Genomic DNA, 18,863 nt, shown 5'->3' with positions numbered 1-18,863 from the left:
GATAGAGAATCTTTAAATTATCAATGTGCTCCTATTTCCAGCCTCCACCGAGTGCAGCATATAAATCTATAACGGCATGAAACCGGTCCCTTTTAATGCTGTTTAAGGTCAGCTCGCTCTGAAGGACATTACCCTGGGCAATAATTACCTCCAGATAACTGGCCATGCCATTTTGAAAAAGCATCCGGGCATTCTTAGTAGCTTGCTGAAGGTTTTCAGCCCTGAGTAATGTGATATTTTCCTGCTTCTTTAATTTTTCGATCCTGATCATCGCATCAGAGGTTTCACCAACTGCATTTAAAACTGATTTCCTGAATTCGGCCACAGCCCGTTGCTGCTCCACTTGCGCCACTTCGTACTGGGTCCGGAGCCGTTTCTGTTGAAAAACAGGCTGAATGATGCTGCCACCAACCACACCAAATAATGACGCAGGTACATTAAACCAGTTACTTGCCATGATTGAGTTTACACCTGCACTGGCCGTGATTCTCAGGGCCGGATACATATTCGCTTTCGTTATACCGATGTTAGCATTGGCGGTAACCAGCGCGAGTTCACGGCTTTTAACATCTGGCCTGCGGCTGACAATACCGGAAGGTATTCCGGCCGATAATTTCTCAGGTATTGCCAGTTGATCAAATGCAGGATAGCGGGTTATATTGCCAGGTAGTTCTCCCGTCAGAATTTTTAAAGCATTTTCCTGAATGTGAATTCCCTGCTCAAACTGCGGGATTAGCTGGTTAGCCAGTTGCCGCTGAGCCTGTGCCTGCTGTACAGCAAGAAAACTCACCTGACCTGCATTGAACTGGAAGCCTGATAATTTCCAGTGTACTGTCGTTGAGCGCAACATTTTTTCTGGCAATTGCCAGTTGCGCATCGAGCATCATCAGATTATAAAACCCCTTGGTTATCAAAGAAATAATTTGAGTCTGAACCGCTTTTCCGGCTTCCATACTTCCAAGATATGCCGCAAGTGAGGACTTCTGCTGGTTCCTGATTTTACCCCAGATATCGGCTTCCCAGGATACATTTACTACGCCGGTATAATCTTCAATGTGGCTTGATCCCAGAAACTCATTAAGGCTTAAACCATTCAGACTATTATCCGAGGGTCGGCTGCTGGTGGAGCTCAATTGTAAGCTGGCCTGGGGAAAGTAACCGGACCTGACCTGGGTTAGAATCAGTTGCGCGGCTTCCATGTTTTTTAATGCGATCTGCATATCATAGTTCTTTTCGATCGCGCTCATGATCAGTTTTTGCAAAATGGTGTCGGCAAAAAACGTATTCCATGGCAGGTCTGCTATACTGGTCGTATCGGCATCGGATTGATCCCTGAAATGATCGGGCAGGTTTGCTGTCACTTTTGGCGTATCCTTCGATATTTTACAACTGCCTGCACCTAACATCAGCAGAAATATCAGCATTGAGGTAAATTTTTTCATTTTGATTCCTTTAGTGCTTTTAACCGAATTTTCGTCCTCAGCTTTTAAAAAAACAACTAACCAGCCTGATTAAACAGTGCTTAGTTCATAATTATCTGTTGGCGGGTCAATTACAAAAACCGTCTTTCCTGATATTTTTTCGTGCAGAGCCTGGAAAACAACAAACAGAACGGGTATGATCAAAAGCCCCAGGATTACTCCGGAAATCATTCCTCCTGCTGCTCCGATACTGATCGAATGGTTGCCCTGAGCTGATGGACCGCTGGCTGACATCATCGGGATTAACCCCGCCACAAATGCAATGGAGGTCATTACAATAGGCCTGATCCGAAGCCTTGCCGCTTCAATCGCGGCGGCTGTTAAAGACAAACCTGCATGGCGGCGCCGGACGGCAAATTCTACGATCAAAATGGCGTTCTTGGCCAGAAGGCCCACGAGCATGATCAGTGCAACCTGTACATAAATATTATTTTCGATACCGGTCAAACCGATCGCTAAAAACACGCCCAGAATACCACTGGGAATAGAAAAAATAACTGCCAATGGAAGAATGTAACTTTCGTATTGGGCGGAAAGCAGAAAGTATATGAACACGAGGCTTAGGCCGAAAATGATTACTGACTGGCCTCCCGAAGCAATTTCCTCGCGTGTTTGTCCCGAAAACTCAAAGGAATAGCCTGCCGGAAGCTGTTTAGCAGCAACTTCCTGAATGGCTTTAATGGCCTTTCCCGAACTATGTCCCGGTTTTGGTATTGCAGTGATACTGATGGAATTAAAGAGGTTATATCGTGAAGCAGTTTCTGAGCCATAAACCCTTTTGAATTTGACCAGCGTATTGAGCGGAACCATATTTCCAAGTTTGTTTTTCACAAGTATGCCATCCATTGAAGAAAAATTTGTCCTGTCTTTTTTGTCTGCCTGAACCATCACCCGATAATATTTGCCAAAACGATTAAAATCAGAAGCCTGCGCGCTGCCAAAATACCCCTGCATGGTGGCCAGAATATCTCTTGTACCGACACTCAATTGTTCCGCTTTCATATTGTCAATTTCCATTTCAAGCTGAGGATAATCTGCACGGAAAGTGGTAAAGGCCACCGCTATTTCCGGTTGCTTCATAAGCTCGCTGATAAAATTGCTGCTAATCCCGCTGAATTTGTCAAGCTGACCGCCCGTTTTATCCTGCAGGACAAGATCCAAACCGTCTACATTACTGAAACCGGGTACGGTCGGAAAGGTGAACACGAAGAAATCAGCTCCTTTTATGGCAGATAATGTTGTCCTGACAATGTCTACAATGGCATTAATGTCTTTTACTTCGCCACGCTGACCTGTTGGTTTTAAAAGTACAAATGATATACCGGCTGAAGGGCTCGCCGACAGGGTAAGAAAATTAAACCCTCCCAGGACCAGCACTTCCTTTGTTGCTTCGAAAGAAGCTAATAATTTTTCAGCCTCTGCCATTACTTTATCTGTCCTGTCCAATGAAGCACCGGCGGGCATAGACAGCGATATTGCGATAAAACCCTGATCTTCTGGAGGAATAAAACCTGTGGGCGTTCGGTTAACCATCCATACCGTCGAGGCAATAACCAGCAAAAGCCCTGCCATACTTGCCCATTTGTATCGGATCAGGCGATTCAGAATACCCGTATACCTGGAAGTTAGTTTATCAAAACCTGAATTAAATCCTGCAAAAAACTTTTCCTTCAATGTCAGTTCTCTGCCTGCTTTGCCTGCCTGCTCATGATGAGACCTGAGAAAAAGGGCGGCCAGCGCGGGACTGAGTGTAAGCGCATTAACTGCGGAAATCATAATGGCGATGGCAAGCGTAAACGCAAACTGCCTGTAAAATACTCCTGTGGAACCTTCCAGAAATCCGACCGGCAAAAATACGGCTGCCATAACGAGTGTAATTGAAATGATCGCGCCGGTAATCTCGCTCATGGCCGAAACGGTTGCATCTTTTGGCGGCAATTGTTCATTCTGCATTTTGGCATGAACAGCCTCTACAACTACAATAGCATCATCGACGACGATTCCGATTGCCAGGATCAGCGCAAAAAGGGTGAGTAAGTTAATGGTAAAACCAAAAAAGGACATAAAAAAGAATGTTCCCAAAATGGCAACAGGCACTGCGATGGCAGGTATAAGTGTGGAACGGAAATCTTGCAGAAAGAGAAAAACAACAATAAAAACGAGTACGAAAGCTTCAAGCAATGTATGCTGCACCTGTGAAATGGATTGGTCCAGGGAGTCCTTGGTATTGTACATGACCATGTATCTGACATCCTTAGGGAAATCCTTCGCGGACTTTTCCATAAACGCGTTGATCTGGATCTGGATCTCATTGGAGTTGGAACCCGCCAGTTGAAATATGCCGATTGGAAGTGCCTGAAAGCCTTTTACCCTTGCCCTGCTTCCGTAAGAATACGCGCCAAATTCAATTCTTGCGACATCTTTCAGTCTGAGAACGGAGCCGTTTGCGTTGGCGCGTATCGCAATATTTTCATATTCTTCCGGTTTGTTGAGCTTGCCTTTATATTTGATCACATACTCAAAAGACTCCTCACTGTTTTCACCAAACCTGCCGGGTGCCGATTCCAGGTTTTTGTCCTGAATAGCTGCACTGACATCAACCGGGGTCAGATTATAGGTAGCCATTTGCGCCGGATTCAACCACACGCGCATGGAATAATCCTGACTGGAACCCAGTATGATGGCCTGTCCGACTCCGGGTATACGTTTTATTTCCGGCACCAGATTGATCTGAGCATAATTGGCCAGAAAAGTCTGATCATACGTTTTCGCATTTTCGGAATAAAGATTTAGCACCATGATCAGGCTGTTTTGCTGCTTGGCCGTATTTATACCCTGCTGAATAACCTCTGCCGGTAATTTGCTGGTCGCCTGCGCTACCCGGTTTTGTACATTTACGGCCGCCTGATCAGGATCGGTACCCAGTTTGAAATACACGGTAATGGCAAGGGAGCCGTCGTTGCTGGCTGTTGAGCTCATGTACGTCATACCTTCCACGCCATTAATGGATTCCTCAATGGCCGGAGCAACGGATCTCAACACTGTCTCTGCATTGGCACCGGGATAAATCGCTGTAACCCGAACAGCAGGTGGTGCGATATCGGGAAATTGCTGAAGAGGCAGGTTATTAAGTCCGAGTAGTCCAAGAATGACCAGGATCACTGAGATAACGGTAGCGAGTACAGGCCGGCCTATAAATTTTCTGATCATGGTAAATTTTATTTGAGAGCTGTACGCAGATCATTATTCGTTTTAAGCGCTTGTGGCTGAATAGTCTGTCCTTCCTGCAAATGGTCCATTCCGCGCATGACAATACGATCTCCGGCTTTCAGCCCTTCTTTAATCAGGTAACTGCTTTCACTTATGCCCACAATCTCAATGGCTTGCCTGCTCACTTTGTTTTTTTCATCTACCGCAAATACAAATACTTTGTCCTGTATTTCCACCGTAGCCGCCGCAGGAACCATTACTGCATCTGTATGAGTCAAACCCAGTCTGATCTTGCCCGTGTTGCCGGATCTTAGCAGCCCCTGTTGATTTGAAAAAGTTGCCCGGACTGTGATGGCACCGGTATTTTTATCAAACTGGCCATCAAACATGTCTATTTTTCCTTTTTGGATAAAAATGCTCTGGTCTGATAGAACAAGATCAACTTTTGGTACCTGTTTGATTTTTTCACCAAGCGAGTTGCCGGGATACTGTGCCTTAAAGTTGATAAAATCCTGTTCGCTCAGGGAGAAGTAGACACGCAGCTGAGAAACATCTGAAATCTCGGCCAGTGCCGACGGATCTGACGGAGCCACCAGTGTTCCCTGCTTTTTGGCTAAACGGCCAATATATCCGCTTACAGGAGCAGTAAGCGTTGTATATCCAAGATTGATTTTTGCAGAAGCAATGTTCGTTTCTGACTGTTCGACTCTAGCTTTGGCCATTTGAAGTGTTGCTTCCGCAATTTTGAGCTGGTAATCAGAAACCACTTTATTTTCGACCAGAGGTTTGAGTTTATCGGTTTCGATCTGTGCGTTAATCAGCGATGCTTCAGCGGCATGCATCCCTGCAATTGCAGCATTTAATTCCTCCCGGTAAGGCAGTTCGTTGATTTTAAAAAGCGTTTGTCCTTTTTTCACGAAAGTGCCCTCATCTACGAAAACACGGTCAATATAACCATTCACCTGCGGCCTGATCTGAACATTTGCCACCGCTTCGATGCTTGCGGGATAATCGTGATAGGTGGTGACTTTGCCAGATGTCAGCCTCACTACCGGCACACTGACCAAAGGCTGATTTGCCTGGGGTTTTTCCTGACTGGAACATGCCGCCAAAAAGGCAACGAACGGAAAACAGGTGACCAGTATTTCGCCGGCAAATTGGAATGATAATCGCTTTCTCATTTTACTGAATTTTTAAATGTGATGTTAGATGAGAATGTATAGCACGGTTGACAAAAAGATTTTCACATTACCCGTTTTTCTCCGGAGCCGGCATATCAAACCCATTCAAAACCATCGCGATCAGACAGTAGCCACTGATAAGAAATATGAGTTCTCCTACCCCATCCTGTCCAAGCAGCCCAACCGCTTGGTTATAAGTGGAAGTGGGAATGATATGGCCCGTAACCAAAGAATAAGCAATGTCATGCGCAATGGCTTCCTGTTCGTTTAAACCATAAGGCCGGCTACCGGCTGCAAGTGAAGCAATAATATTAGGTGAAAGGCCAACTGCTTCTGCCATGATCTCATGTGCATAAAGCTCGAAACGCGAGCCGAAAGCACCACCAACAGTCAGGATCGCAACTTCACGCACTTTTTTGTCCAGCGTCGCATGCATGTCCAGAGTCCGGAGAAAACTTAAAGCAGGTACACCAAACTGGGGAAAATGTAACATTGGCGCAAATGGACCTAATAATGCTCCATCGGAATTCATCATCACAACCTGACTCTGGCTTCTGCCGACAAGATTTGCTATCTCATCGTGGACGTGGCGAAGTTCAGGACTGAGTGTATCGGGAGGTAAAGGTTTTATACGCATCATTTCAGGTCTAAAATTTTAAAGCAATTCATTTGTAAACTGGCCGTCAATCAGAATAAAAGCCACGCGGCAGTACTCACCCGAACGGTTTGCCCAGGCATGGTTTGTACCGCGCTGAATGATAATATCACCAGCGGTAATTGTTGTTTCAACCCGGTCAAGGATTAAGGTTAATGCCCCTTCGAGCACAATTCCATAGTCGACTGTTTGTGTCCGGTGCATCAGTGGATGCTGCTGGCTTGCGTTTGAAGCGTTCGCGCCTCCCATAGATTCGAAGTGCCCGGCGGCTTCTTCTTTGGTAAGATTCCGGATATTTTCGCCCTCTGGTGGAAAATCGATGACCCTTATACGCGTACCTCCTTTGGGTGGCGCTAAAACCAAACCGGCTTCCTCCGGCTGACCAGAATTGCTATCGATCAGTGCAGGTGACTGCAGGGTGCTCCATACTTCATGGAACTTTGCACCGTCTGGCCCGCCGATCATATAGGTTCGCTCCGGGGAAGTGTCAGACAATATTATAGCTTTCCCATCCGCATCATGACCTGTCACAATGCGTCTGAATGTTTTTTGCTTATTCATATTTGGTAGTTTATCTAAGCGATTTAGTTTGGCAGTCGGCTTTCGGCAGTCGGCGTTCGGCAATCGGCTTTCGGCGTTCGGCTTTCGAAGGCAAATAGCTTATGGTTCATAACTGGCGGCTGACAGCCGATAGCCGACAGCTGAAAGCCGATAGCCGACAGCCGAAAGCCGAAAGCCGAAAGCCTATTTCTTAAAAACATATACTCCCAGGTAATGGAACAGTATACCTACTCCCCAGGCGAGCGTCGACCATAATGGCCATGGGTAAGTTCTGTCAGTCAGATACCATACGATCCAGATAGCCGGAGTGACGAGCAGAAAAACAAGCAGGTGAATTCTGAAACCCTTTCTCGGGTTGATGGGCGCGGGTGTTTCCCAGTTAGTTTGATGTTTCATAATCGTAGTTTTGCATAATGTTGTTTTGTAACTTCTATCAGCCAACCAGCTTTCTGATTATTGAGAGCTTCCATGGTTTGTATGGATAGTATTTCAGGGGAAGTTCAAACAAAGTGTTCTTTTGCAATATGCTTTTATAATGAGTAAAACTTCGGAAGCCTGCTTCACCATGATAACTCCCCATTCCACTGTTCCCTACCCCGCCAAATGGAAGATTATCGTTTGAGAAATGCATCAGAACCTCATTTATCCCACCACCTCCAAACGATACTTCTTCAAGCACCTGCCTGCGAAGTTGGCTGCTTTCAGTGAACAGGTATAATGAAAGTGGCTTTGGCCTGGACTTGATGTACGATATCACATCATTGATATCCTCGTAAGAAAGTACGGGTAAAACAGGACCAAATATTTCATCCTCCATGATCCGGTCTTCAACAGATACGTTGCTCATTACGGTGGGTTCAAGAGTCCGTTCCGCACGATTATATTTTCCGCCGATCACTACTTTTTCAGGATCAATCAACGCTACAATCCGGTCCAGATTTTTGTCGCTGATGATCCGGGCGTAGTTGTCATTTTGTATAGAAAACTGAGCTTGTTCAATTTCCTCTTTAAGCATTTCAAGAAACAGTTTTTCAATATTCCTGTGCACATACACATAATCCGGAACAACGCAGGTTTGTCCCGCATTAACAAATTTCCCCCAGACAAGCCTCTTTATCACAATTTTCAGATTAGCGTCCTCAGCTATTATTAATGGACTTTTCCCACCCAGTTCCAGGGTTACCGGAGTCAGATTTTTTTACAGCCGCCTGATACACAATCCTTCCAACGGGAACACTGCCGGTGAAGAATATTTTATCAAATTTTTGTTCGAGAAGTTCGGTAGTCTCAGCGATGCCTCCCTGCACAACTGTAAGAAACTGCGGGTCGAAATTTTCGCCGATCATCCTGGCCATTACTGAACTAGTATGTACAGTAAGCTCACTGGGTTTGAGTACAACTGTATTACCTGCCGCTATTGCACTTATGGCGGGTGCCAAGGCAAGATTAATAGGATAATTCCATGCACCAATTACCAGGCATACTCCAAGTGGTTCGGGTATCTGATAGCTTCCACCCGGCGAATTGAGTATATTGGTAGACAGCCGTTTAGTCTTAGCCCAATTTTTTACATTCCTGATGGCATTATCCAATTCGGAATACAAGCCCGTGAATTCTGTAAGAAATGTATTAAAGCTTCCTTTACCGAAATCCTTGTATACAGCATCTGTCAATTCCTGTTCATAACTTTTCAAAGCAGATCTTAATTTTCTCAGCTGCTCTTTTCTAAATTCTACCGGCTTGGTCTGGTTACTGTTAAAGTATTGCCTTTGCTGATCAATTATTGCTTTCATTGCATTATGTTGTTGGTGGGTTTCACTAATTTGTTTGACATCGGCCGTCGACGGGGCCAAGCCACCTTTTTTGACCAATTCGGGCCGGATTGCCGAATGCTAAAAATCATCATCGTCTGAATTTCCGTTCAATATCATTTGCAAATGCTTTGCCTTCTTTCGACAAATGCTTACTGAGAAAAGTGCCGCCCAAGCCATTAAGCCAGGCCGCTGTCTTTATGAATAAATTTGGATAATCTGCACCAACAAGACATATGAGTTCGCAAGTGTCGCTGGATTTTGGTATGATCTGCATTTCCCATGGTACTCCGACAATAACACGAAACCATCTCATGATAAAAGCTTCTGACTTAGCCGAATAAAGCTGAACATGTTGCGCGGAATGATTTTTTAGTTCATAATGCTGCACAACCATGTCCGTGCCAATGTTCTCAACATTAGTCATGAAAAGCACCCCGTTTTCAAAATAACTGTTCATTGCAACGTGGGCAGTCGAGTATGATTTGTAATCCGGCTCCGTCATTTCCACAATCCATTTGTACAGATCAATCTGTTCAGCCGGAAGGCTAATTGAAAAACTTTCTACATATCTCACACCGTATTTTGTATCAGGCGACATTTGATTTTTTAACATTGCTTTCATGGCTGCGCTATTCTGGAAGTATAAAGGTTAAGCCCGTTATTTCAAAGAATTAATAACTTCCTCCAATTCCTGATTGATTTTAAATGCTTACCTCATAAAGATGATCGTGTGTTAATTCCCACGAATTCTTATTCTGATGACGAAAATTACTCTCATTTCATACCCTTTCGTTTAGCCAGCGCAGAATGTCCCTGATTACGATCCCATTGTATTTGTCGTTTAGCAGATCATGATAGTGCCCTTCATATAATTTCAGTTGCTTATCCTCCGAAGATGCATGTTCCATAAAGTATTCGCTTCCGCTGGGTTTGGCAGCCCTATCTCCGGTACCATGAAGTATAAGAAGTGGAAGTTTAATTTCAGGCATTTCCGTTTTCAAATATTCAGCGGCAAGTAATAGCTGCTGCATTGTTTTGGCCGGCTGCTTTTCTTTTGCAAGCAAGGGGTCATTGTTTATCTTTTCCACAATAGTTTTGTCTCTGGAAAAATCCTCATTCTTCAACCTGACCAGCCGCGTATGTGGAATGATAAAACTAAGGAACTTTATACTGGCCAGGGCAAAATCAGGCGCAGGAAGTTGAAACGCAAAACTTTCAGAAATCAGCCCTTTCAGTTTAGACTGATACTTCACTGTGTAAACTGATGCAAATACGCCACCGGCACTATGGCCAAATAAAAACACAGGCACAGTCGGATATGGGGATTTTGCAATATTCATTAACAGATCTATGTCTGAAATAATATCATTATAGTCCGAAATGTAGTACCGTTCACCATCCGACTGTCCGCGGCCACGAAGGTCAAATGCATAAACTTCATAGTCGTTTTCGTTGAGTTGTATGGCAAAGTTTTGATAATATCCGCCATGGGAATTTAGTCCGTGAACGATTAGCACAATACCTTTTGGTTTGCTGTTGGTCATCCATTTCCTATAAAAAACATTCTGCTCATTATTGTTCCTGAAAATTGATGTCGTATATTTTTCCTTTGGCTCCATGAAAGACATTTTTCATAGTTTAATGTATCCTATCCCTGTTTAAAGATATTGTAACCAAACACATGCCATACAGCTACAAAATTAAAATTTGGAAAAATTAATTTTTTAAAATACTGAATATCAATCAATTAATAAAAATTATGGATTAGTAGCAACAGGAAAAACCAGTGAATCACTCCAAAAATATCGGAGTTAGCTGCTACGAACTCCGTAAATATCGGAGCCGGGTAATAGCTATCCTTGGCACGGCTAATCAACCGGTCCTGCGGCAAGCGAACCCGATATTGTGGATATTAATTTGATTTAAAAACGAACTGAATGTAAGTCTAAGAGTTTCCCGTCGAATTGATAAAATATTCTTTTTTGATTCCCAACTTAGCCATTTTTGATTCCAGGGTGGTTGGTTTGATATTCAGTAGTTCCGCAGCGCCATCTACACCACGAATACGGCCATTCACTTTTTTAAGAATGGAAATGATATATTCTCTTTCCGTTTCCCGCTGAACCTGCTTCACATCTTCGAGCGTTTCAATATTTACTTTACCGGATAATTCTGCCGCCGGGATAAGGCTTCGCTTTAATTCCAATCTGGATTTCCCATCGTTAAGAATAACAGACTGCTCCAGAACATTCTCGAGTTCACGAATATTTCCCGGCCAGTCATAAGCATGCATTTCTTCCATCATGGATGTTGCAATACCGATAAACGTTTTGTTGAACTCATTGCAATATTTACTTGCAAAGAACAAGGTCAGAGCTTCAATATCACTTTTTCTGTCCCGCAAAGGCGGCAATGTAATGGGAAAAACGTTGAGGCGATAATAGAGATCCAGCCTGAATGTTCCCTTCGCTACTTCCTGTTCCAGGTTTCGGTTTGTGGCGGCCACAATGCGTACATTCACTTTCCTGTGAGAACTGCTGCCAACAATTTCAATTTCCTTTTCCTGCAAAACACGTAACAGTTTGACCTGCAATTCGAGTGGCAACTCTCCTATCTCATCCAAAAAAATGGTCCCGTTATCAGCCTGCTCAAATTTTCCCTTTCTTTTTTCAATGGCACCCGTAAATGCGCCCTTTTCGTGACCGAATAACTCAGATTCTATTAATGTGGCCGGAATTGCAGCACAATTCACCCTGATGAACGGGCCGTTTTTCCTGGGTGAAAGCGAGTGAATGGATTGAGCAACTTTCTCTTTTCCGGTGCCACTTTCACCGAGTATTAAAACCGAAGTGTTATAAGGTGCTACCTGCGTCGTAAGATCCAGGGCAGCCAGCAAAAGAGGATGGTTTCCTATAATGCTTTGGAATCCCGGATAATTCACCTTTCCACTTTTGTTTTTATTGTCAAAATCCGGCTCGCCTTCTGATAAAGCCGGCGACACATTGTACCCAATCTTCGTTTCTGCTACGTCGCCCAGATACGTTTTCAAACGGTTCAGTAACGCAATATGATTTTTGGAATAAATATCACGCTGACGGCTGTAAAAAGAATATTGAACCGACAAGCCATTGCTTAGAACAACAGGAAATACCAGGTATGACTGTAATTGAAAAGAATCAAACAATATTTTTTGAAGTGAAAGGACGCCCGGATTTTGTTTTGGGATTTCATCATGATAAATGGCCGCATCAGTATTTCCACTATTTATTTCAACTACTTCGGAAAGCGCATTTTGTTTTAAACCTGCAATGGTCGTCAATTCCTTTCCACCAATAAACTGGTATTCATCAAACCCGATGCGTAAATAACCAATATCATTAAATTGAGCAGCATCACGCGGCCGGGATCCTGAAATAATAAGATCAAATGGTATGTAAGGCTGGATCAAACGGCCAATCCTCAGTAACTTTTGTTCAGCATCAGACGTTTCTGTGTTTATTTCTTCTAACTGTTTTTGCAAAAGTTCTTCCTGCCGTAATTTTGTCTCAAGGCTGTGTGTGTGACGGTACCAGGCAATATCCAGCGTAACGAGCAAATCCTTTTCCCTGAATGGTTTGACAAGAAATCCATACGGTTCGGTTGTCTTGGCTTCTTCGAGAATTTTTTGGCTTGAGTTCGCAGATAAATAAATAAAAGCAATATTTTCAGCCCTCAGTTTCCTTGCAAAGTCGATACCCGATCTTTTTCCGTTTAAACGAATATCCAGCAGTACAATATCTGGTTTTTGTTTTTCCAGACTCTCATCGGCTTCCCCCGCCGAAGCCACAATATCAGTCACCCTATAACCAGCCTGCTGTACTGCCAAACGAAGCGCATTGGCTACAACAAATTCATCCTCTACAATCAGTATTTTGTTACGCATTTTATAGAGATTTTAAGGAATGAAATTTTGAACGATTGCGGCCCAACCGACTGCAAAACTGTCTTACGATTTAATTCAGGATCAAATCTAATATTGGATACCATACCAGCGGCAAAGTTATCCTTAACTTAACATTAGTCATTTATTTAAACTGATAAACCTGACAACTATATGTACGCCCTGATTACTTTCAATAGTAAAACTCCCTTTTAATTGCCTGGTAAGCCCCTGCATCAGAACGAGCCCCATGGAGTTTTGCTGCATGATGTCGAGCTCTGCCGGCAAGCCGATACCATTGTCCGATATTTTGAGCAATAGATGATCAGGCCCGTCACGCTGCAAATTTATGTCCACAACCCCTCTCTCCCCATTCAAAAACGCATACTTAATGGCATTGACAATACTTTCGGTAATGATCAATCCCAGCGGAATTGCCTGCGATACATCAAGATCCAGGTCCTCAATAGTTTGTTCAAAAGTGATACGGTTGTCTGTATCAAAGCTCTCATGCAGGTAACCCATCAGGTCATTGATATATCCAGGCATGGAAATTTTTGAAATATTGTCATCCTGGTAAAGCTTCTGATGGATCAGCGACATCGTCTGCATTCTCCGCAGGCTATCCTTTATTGCCAGGACCGCCGCATCGTCCTGAAGATAGAGGGATTGGGAATAAAGCAGGCTGGTTACCATCTGAAGGTTATTCTTGACCCGATGATGCACTTCTTTGATCAACCATTCTTTTTCTTTGAGCAATATATCCTGCTCTGCATTCAGCGTTTCTAAAAAGATATTTTTTTGGTCAAGCTCCTTCTGGTTAGCCTCTAGTTTTCGGTTACTTCTTTGTTTTATAAGGTAACGGTTCAGCAATAGCCCGATAATAATTAGTAAGAGAACAACAGCAGCCAGGGTAATATTTTTTGTTCTGTTAACTTCCTCAACCCTGATGCGCTGCAACTGGTTCTGGCTGTTAAGCAATTCAATATCCTTTTGTTTTTTAGCAGTTTCGAATTGAACCTGTAATTCTTGTATCTGCCAGTTTTTGGTTTCATTGAAGATAGAATCGCTTAACAGTTTGTGCATTAGTAAATGTTTTGTAGCGGATGGCCAGTTCTTCAACCCAGAATCCGCCCTGTAAAGCATCAGGTGAATATCTTTGGTTAAAGAAATTGAATTGGTATTTTCAGAAGCGTTCAGTGCTTTTTGCAGATAGGCCAGCGCTTTCCCGTATTGAAGCTTATCGATGAAATACTGCCCGATCTCGTAATAGACTTCAGTGGTTATTTCACTGTCTTTTTGCAGCTGTCCGGCCAGCTTTATCAATTCAAGGTAATATTTTTCCGCCTGCCGCTCCTGCTTCATAGCCCGGTAACAGTAAGCCAAAGAACCAACAAGAGATGCTTCTGCGTATATGCCGATCGGTTTATTTTTAGCATTAATATCAAGAATATAGGCCAGTGCTTCCTTCTCTCTTTTTATTTTTATGAGTTCCCTTGCAAAAAAACCCGCATCCCTGAATTTATAAACGTTGTCGCCATCCTGAAATATCCGGTTGTTGAGCATTTTCGAATACCACTCCACACTTTTGTCCGGCTGCCCTAATTCCCGGTACATAATTGCAAGGCGGCGGTAAAAAGTAGTAGCCGAAGTAGAATCATTTGTAGCTTCCGTGCTTTCTATTGCCTTTAACCCATAAAAAATACACTTACTAAAATCACCTTTGTTGCGGTAGGTAACTGCCAGCAGGTCATAAATATAGTGCAGATCCTGATAGCCGATCGCTTTATAAAGATCAAGTGCATCCAATAATTCTGATTCAGCAAGATCCAGCTTACCATGCACCAAATGTATGTCTGCAATAGTTTTTAAAGCCCATGCTTCTCTCTCCTGATTTCCGCTTTTTTTGTATAGCGAATGCATTTTTTCTAAACAATACAACCTGGTTATTCCCGTTTTCTCACGTAATGGGATTAGTGTTGAAAGTTCGTGCCACAAAAGTGCTTCCATTTCTTCATTACCAGGAGCACTTATTTCATCTATCATTTCCAGGTATAGCTTTTTACTTTGCTGCAAACCTTCGGCTATGAAGCCATACATTGCTTTAACGTGTATACGTTCCGGTTGCCATTTTGCTGATAACTGAGCAGGCTGTATTTTATTTGCCTGCTCTAGAAAAAACAGAGAGCTGTCCAAATCTGTTTTGGACCTGTCGGTATGAAACAGATAATGCCTGCTCAATATGATCAGTAAACGAAAACGCGTCGAATCGTGCATTGTGCCTAACAGATTAAGAGCAGACCGTATTTCATGTTTCCTGATCAGGACATCTCCTTTTAATAAAATTGCCTCATTTTTTCCATTTTCATATTTTAATGCCTGACTAAAGTGAAGGGCCTGCTCTGCGAACAAGGAAGCGCTGTCGAGCTGTGTCCTGGGGTTACCTGTTTTATATAGGTAATACTCCCTGAGCATATAATATTGGCCCAGCTTTAGTAAAATGTGCACGCGATTTGTATCTGCTTTGCTCTTTCTAAGTTGTAATAATAATTCCGATTGATCGGCCCACATCTTTTGAGAGAAAGAAAATAGTGGAGTAACCAACAAAATAATAATGATGGCAGGTAAACTATTGATCCTTATTTTATTGTACTGCATCTTAGATTTGGCTCAGTTCCATTACCATTATATACTTAATCCCCTGGCATACCTGGCAGGAACTTCCTTTCCAAAGACTTTCTCTGTGCTTTCTTAAGATCTGCTAAATTACACTAAAACCACTCCATATCGCTCGTTAAAATGATATAATTGGCTATGAATCAACAAAATAATAAAAATAAATATTCTATATTAATCTTTACCATAATACCTCCGGATTTTATGGATCAATAGCGGTTACCTAACAACAGTTATATAAATTCCTTTAAGGATGTAAGTACGAAAAGCCAGCTAGATTCAGGCAACAGCGTAAAGAGCTGTACAGTAATGGCTTTCCAGGATCTATTCGTATAAGTGGCTATCTTTTATATGTCCTTACAATATTTCATTTACCGGGGTGGTGATAAGTATTTGACTGATTCAAGATAATTTTTGTAGGTTCCCGGAGCAATACGGCCTTCATTCCCGCAACGAGCGGTTTCAATTATTTTCGATGGATGGAATTTTTGATTTTCATTAATTCCACTGTCCGGTTTAGGGGAGTACTTCATTTTAGTTATCACCAGGAAACCACACACGGCTGGTTGGTCAATAAATAAAGATTTTGATACCCTTCGGAGAATCAAGGATATTTTGAGACAGGCCTAAAAGTTGAGGAAGTACGAAACCTGAATCACCACAATGTTTTACGATACAGCTGAGAAATGCCGTGAATCAAACAATGCCAATAGGTTGTGGTAATAGTTCACTTTCGATCCGAAAGCTCTGAAATGTCTATTTTTAGCATTCTGCTTTTGAACAGATCGGCTTTGTATTTGAAAATAAAGTTCCGGAGCGACAGCCCGGTGTGATTAAGCATGCACAGATTGGCAGCTTCTTCGGAAATATTGAAATTTATCAGCAGCTCGCTTATTCGGATATTTTTGTTTTGTTGCAGCTGTGTTTCTAGATATCTGACCATTGATTCGGTCAAATTTGGCTGTAAAAATTGTGCGTTGGCCTTTGCCCCTTCAAAATTATTTCGCGCCAAAATCGTCACAATCAGGTCGATGGTACTTTTAATGAATTTAGGAAAAGAGGAAGGCTGCTCAGCCAGTTCAAATGAAATCTGTTTGGTCATATAACTGATCGTCTGTGCATCACGAACATTATTCAGCGGCCTGCCTTGTGCCAGCCTAATGTCCTTGCAAAGATTTTCAAACAACTTATAGGTGTCCGCAAAATCGGGGCTGAACGCCTTTTTTTGTTGAAAATCTTCGGCCAGATGCGTGTCAAAGGCGATCATCAATACTTCTGTACCCCTGTCATCCTGAAATTTAACCTGCTGGCCTGGGTCCAGAAAAATCACACCCTCACATGCATAGGTGTATATTTCGCTGTTCAGGATAAATTTTCCTTCGCCAAACAGGATGAAAATAAGCCGGTAATGTGCAAGATTTTCCTGACCCGCATCCAGCGTGTGCATTTTACATTGCAGTACATGAAATTTCTTGCGGGCGGAATATTTAGCTGGTAACATAGGACGATCTATAATCTGTTGTAAAAATGAATGCCGGTCACTCAGACCGGCATTCATTTTTATGCACTTCAATTAATATCCCGGATTCTGAATAAGCTTGTTGTTCTTATTCATTTCATCCAGCTTAACAGGCAGGAAGTAATTTCTATCCACCCATTTACGTTCCTGAACTTCAATGATCTTATAAGTAGGTTTCGCCGCAGTGGTCTTGTCCGGATTTAACTTATAGGTCGGCTCAACACCACGTGCGTTAGAATAAACCTGTGGAGCAATCATCCAGCGGCGAACGTCGAAAAAGCGCTGCTCTTCATAAGCCATTTCAATGCGACGCTCATTCTGATAACGTTTTACCAGTGCAGCGCCGGTTTCAGTAATATCAGGCATTGCTGCACGTTTACGGATCATGTTAAGATATTTCTTTGCCTCTGCTTCTTCACCCAGATTGATACAAGCTTCTGCATAGTTGAGCAAAATCTCTGTATATCTGATAAATCTCCAGGGCACCTCAGATCTGAAAAACTGAGCATCCACTGCCGGATCCATAAACTTTTTCAGATAATATCCTGAATAAGTCCCGTTCCAGTCTTCAATGGGTCCTTTTCTGGTATCAAGTCCCGCCACAACTTCTACTTTTGATGTAGCAGCGTTCCATTTTTCCCAATAACCTGTTTGAATTATACCTTTGGGATCTTTGTCAATCACATCAGCCGGACGTGGTCTCCATGGTGCTCCTTCAAATAAAATATCAGAATAGAAACGTGAATCGCGGCCAGTGTACGGGTCTGCGGCATGCGCCGGGTTCGACCACGAAAATTTAGTACCGTCCTTCATTTCATAATCATCCGCCAGCTGGCCAAGCGGTGTATTCCCCCCCAGTTGTGATAACCATTAGGGCCATTGGAACGTCCCGGCCATGCTCCATCGTTATCCAGTTTTGCCAGGAAAAAGCGTACATGGATATCCTCCGGTGATTGTTTCGATACAAACATATCAGCTCTGCTTTTAGAGGCATCAGCCAGTGTAACCGGATTAGGTGCGTTCAGGCTGTAAACGTTCATATCAATAACCGCCTTCGCAGCATCTTTGGCAGCTTTCCATCTTGCAGCACGATCACCACCTTTATAACCGATCAACTCTGGATTGGCATATCCCGCTGACCAGGTTGGATTGGCATACAAATCACTGGCTGCATACAAAAGCGTACGTGCTTTAAGTGCCATCGCAGCACCCTTAGTGGCGCGTCCGGTATTGGCAGCAGACTGTGTTACAGGAAGCAATGCAGCGGCTTTATCGCATTCATCAGCAATAAACTTGATACACTCTTCATAGGAATTACGCGCCATTGAGTACTCTTCCCCAAGGCCATACGCCTCCGTTACCAGCGGTACACCACCATAAACTGATACCAGATTGTGATAGAGATATGCCCGGACAAAATGCTCCTCGCCCTTGTACATGTCCTTTGTAGCAGCGTCCAGAGTTGTTGCTTCCTCAATCTTACTGAAGAACAGGTTTGTCGCCCGTATATTTTTGTAAACATTATCCCAAACAAAATAGGAAGCGCGGTCATAAGCCCAGTCGTTGATATCACTGGCATTGATCAGGCCCTTGGTCACGTTTACAACAGGCCCCCATACAGCCATGGATTCATCGCTGTAAGTAGAGAACATCACGTTGTTGAAACCGTGGCCAAGACCACGATAGGTATTATTGATAAAAGTCTGGATCAGCGCTGCATCGTTCCATACTGCAGTTTCCGAAAACTGGTCCTGCGGCTGCTTGTCAAGAAAATCCTGATTACAGGAAGTCAAATTGCCAAGGCTCAGCGCAACTGTTAAAAAAGCTACAATCTTTTTCATATGTAA

General features: G+C 43.2%; 16 protein-coding genes. All 16 read right to left on the bottom strand.

Annotated elements, in window-relative coordinates:
- Positions 1-31: 31 nt before the first annotated feature.
- Positions 32-850 (bottom strand): TolC family protein, encoded by an 819-nt coding sequence (locus KZC02_RS24325; RefSeq protein WP_221391046.1) that lies wholly within the window; start codon positions 848-850, stop codon positions 32-34.
- Positions 741-1,442 (bottom strand): TolC family protein, encoded by a 702-nt coding sequence (locus KZC02_RS24320; RefSeq protein ID WP_221391045.1) that lies wholly within the window; start codon positions 1,440-1,442, stop codon positions 741-743. Before KZC02_RS24320 ends, KZC02_RS24325 begins: the two co-directional genes overlap by 110 nt.
- 69 nt (positions 1,443-1,511) lie before the next feature.
- Positions 1,512-4,691 carry an efflux RND transporter permease subunit gene (locus tag KZC02_RS24315; protein WP_221391044.1) on the bottom strand — a complete coding sequence of 1,060 codons (3,180 nt, stop codon included), beginning with the start codon at positions 4,689-4,691 and terminating at the stop codon, positions 1,512-1,514.
- Positions 4,692-4,699: 8 nt separating this feature from the next.
- Positions 4,700-5,872, bottom strand: a complete 1,173-nt coding sequence (locus KZC02_RS24310) for an efflux RND transporter periplasmic adaptor subunit (protein ID WP_221391043.1) — start codon at positions 5,870-5,872, stop codon at positions 4,700-4,702.
- Between the two features lie 67 nt (positions 5,873-5,939).
- A complete protein-coding gene (locus KZC02_RS24305; RefSeq protein WP_221391042.1) occupies positions 5,940-6,512 on the bottom strand; it encodes a carboxymuconolactone decarboxylase family protein in 573 nt (190 codons plus the stop codon).
- Positions 6,513-6,527: 15 nt separating this feature from the next.
- On the bottom strand, positions 6,528-7,088 hold the full coding sequence (locus tag KZC02_RS24300) for a cupin domain-containing protein (RefSeq protein ID WP_221391041.1): 561 nt from the start codon (positions 7,086-7,088) through the stop codon (positions 6,528-6,530).
- A gap of 183 nt (positions 7,089-7,271) precedes the next feature.
- Positions 7,272-7,484 (bottom strand): 2TM domain-containing protein, encoded by a 213-nt coding sequence (locus tag KZC02_RS24295; RefSeq protein ID WP_221391040.1) that lies wholly within the window; start codon positions 7,482-7,484, stop codon positions 7,272-7,274.
- 37 nt (positions 7,485-7,521) lie between these two features.
- The gene (locus tag KZC02_RS32620; RefSeq protein ID WP_255637505.1) at positions 7,522-8,235 is read right to left on the bottom strand and encodes an aldehyde dehydrogenase family protein; all 714 of its coding nucleotides are present in this window, start codon (positions 8,233-8,235) and stop codon (positions 7,522-7,524) included.
- A complete protein-coding gene (locus tag KZC02_RS32615) occupies positions 8,228-8,881 on the bottom strand; it encodes an aldehyde dehydrogenase family protein (RefSeq protein WP_255637000.1) in 654 nt (217 codons plus the stop codon). Before KZC02_RS32615 ends, KZC02_RS32620 begins: the two co-directional genes overlap by 8 nt.
- Before the next feature lie 109 nt (positions 8,882-8,990).
- Positions 8,991-9,524 carry a hypothetical protein gene (locus tag KZC02_RS24285; RefSeq protein ID WP_221391039.1) on the bottom strand — a complete coding sequence of 178 codons (534 nt, stop codon included), beginning with the start codon at positions 9,522-9,524 and terminating at the stop codon, positions 8,991-8,993.
- Positions 9,525-9,681: 157 nt separating this feature from the next.
- A complete protein-coding gene (locus tag KZC02_RS24280) occupies positions 9,682-10,521 on the bottom strand; it encodes an alpha/beta hydrolase (protein WP_221391038.1) in 840 nt (279 codons plus the stop codon).
- 326 nt (positions 10,522-10,847) lie between these two features.
- Entirely contained in the window at positions 10,848-12,824 is a 1,977-nt protein-coding gene (locus KZC02_RS24275; RefSeq protein WP_221391037.1) for a sigma 54-interacting response regulator, read from the bottom strand.
- Positions 12,825-12,962: 138 nt separating this feature from the next.
- The gene (locus KZC02_RS24270; RefSeq protein ID WP_221391036.1) at positions 12,963-15,479 is read right to left on the bottom strand and encodes a histidine kinase dimerization/phosphoacceptor domain -containing protein; all 2,517 of its coding nucleotides are present in this window, start codon (positions 15,477-15,479) and stop codon (positions 12,963-12,965) included.
- 745 nt (positions 15,480-16,224) lie between these two features.
- On the bottom strand, positions 16,225-17,055 hold the full coding sequence (locus tag KZC02_RS24265) for a hypothetical protein (RefSeq protein WP_229253771.1): 831 nt from the start codon (positions 17,053-17,055) through the stop codon (positions 16,225-16,227).
- Positions 17,056-17,070: 15 nt separating this feature from the next.
- Complete coding sequence (locus KZC02_RS32110) at positions 17,071-17,829, bottom strand: RagB/SusD family nutrient uptake outer membrane protein (RefSeq protein WP_229253770.1); 759 nt, start codon at positions 17,827-17,829, stop codon at positions 17,071-17,073.
- Entirely contained in the window at positions 17,826-18,857 is a 1,032-nt protein-coding gene (locus tag KZC02_RS32105) for a RagB/SusD family nutrient uptake outer membrane protein (RefSeq protein ID WP_229253769.1), read from the bottom strand. Before KZC02_RS32105 ends, KZC02_RS32110 begins: the two co-directional genes overlap by 4 nt.
- Between the last annotated feature and the right edge of the window lie 6 nt (positions 18,858-18,863).

Origin of the sequence: Dyadobacter sp. NIV53 (assembly GCF_019711195.1) — a bacterium.
GTDB lineage: Bacteria > Bacteroidota > Bacteroidia > Cytophagales > Spirosomataceae > Dyadobacter.
This window is presented reverse-complemented; position numbering and strand designations above follow the sequence as displayed.